We start from the raw sequence: 1,220 nt of genomic DNA on the forward strand, positions 1-1,220 counted from the left end.
CCGCTGCCGGACGGCGACTTCCGCCCCAGCGTGGGCACCGTCATACCGGTGGTGCCGAACCACGTATGCCCGGTCGTCATCAATTTCGAGGAACTGATCGTCACCGACAGCACGGGCACGTCGCTGCAGCGGTGGCCGGTCGACGCCCGCGGATTCCTCAACTGACCGGCCCGGGACGGCACCCCCTGGTTGAGCCCGCGACCCGACCGAGGGACACCGGTTGGGCAGGGCCGGCGTCCGCGGGCCGCTGAATCCTCGCACCGCCGCCGCGGTGGATGGGGTGGCAGTACCGCTGTCTGACCGCGTTGTCGGAAAGGATCTCGGCCACCAAGCCTTGCCTCGCCGAATGCACTGGAGCACGCTACGGGTGGCCGGCCAGACCTGGCTGAGCCGACTGCGCGTCTCACCCGCTCGTCCGTCGACGAGGGTCATCCTCGGCAGCGCACTGGTGATTCGGCGTCAGTCGGGCGGAGATGGTGTGTGCTGGAGCGGAGTTCCTTGAGCCGTACGACCTGTTTGCGTAGCCCGGTCGCGGCGTCGGTGTGCTCGGGCTTTGACCTTGGCGTAGAACTCGTTCTTCAGTTCGAGGTTTCGCTGGGTGAGGGCGTTGCGGGGGACGTCGGCCTCTATGACGAGGGCCACGATGGTCAGGGCCCCGTTGGAGCGGCGAGCAGCTTCTCGCGCGCTGTCGCCCGCCTGGGACGCTCTGCCGCCGTTCCGGTTTCGCTCATGCCCCTGCCCCTTATAGCCGCATCAGCCCTCTCTCAGTCCGCCAGCCGCTGAGCAGCGACAGCAGGGGTGTCGCCCCCGACATGGGTCACGTGGTGGGGCGCAGTTGGAGGTTGTGGTAGCGGATCTCCTCGTACTCCTCGAGTCCTTCGCTGCTGCCCTCGTGTCCGAGGCCGGACTGCTTGATGCCGCCGAACGGTGCGGCCGGTTGGAGGGGACGCCCTGGTTGATGCCGACCAGGCCGGTGGCGAGTTGGTCGGCCACGTTGAAGGCGCGGTCGAGGTTCTCGGTGAAGACGTAGCCGGCCAGGCCGTGCTCGGTGTCGTTGGCGCGGGCTATGGCCTCGTCCTGGTGGGAGAAGCGCTGGATGACGGCGACCGGTCCGAAGATCTCGGTGCGGGCGAGGTCGGCGTCGGCCGGTACGTGGTCATCTTGGCGGCGAACGCCCCGTCGACCGCCCGTTCCAGGTCGGCGTCGTCGAAGACCAGCAG

At 68.5% G+C, this 1,220-nt stretch carries 2 protein-coding genes and 1 pseudogene; 1 reads left to right on the top strand and 2 read right to left on the bottom strand.

Annotated features, from left to right (window positions below; all coding sequences use genetic code 11):
- Window positions 1-3: 3 nt before the first annotated feature.
- Window positions 4-165 carry a hypothetical protein gene (locus tag GTY47_RS32310; RefSeq protein WP_237556651.1) on the top strand — a complete coding sequence of 54 codons (162 nt, stop codon included), beginning with the start codon at window positions 4-6 and terminating at the stop codon, window positions 163-165.
- 652 nt (window positions 166-817) lie between these two features.
- Here GTY47_RS32310 and GTY47_RS41390 read toward each other — a convergent pair.
- On the bottom strand, window positions 818-916 hold the full coding sequence (locus tag GTY47_RS41390; protein WP_234025791.1) for a hypothetical protein: 99 nt from the start codon (window positions 914-916) through the stop codon (window positions 818-820).
- Between the two features lie 77 nt (window positions 917-993).
- Window positions 994-1,119, bottom strand: a pseudogene (locus GTY47_RS41965) (aldehyde dehydrogenase family protein); the annotation flags it as partial.
- Window positions 1,120-1,220 lie beyond the last annotated feature (101 nt).

The sequence above is a fragment of the Streptomyces sp. SID5464 genome (assembly GCF_009862985.1).
GTDB classification, from domain to species: Bacteria; Actinomycetota; Actinomycetes; order Streptomycetales; family Streptomycetaceae; genus Streptomyces; species Streptomyces chartreusis_D.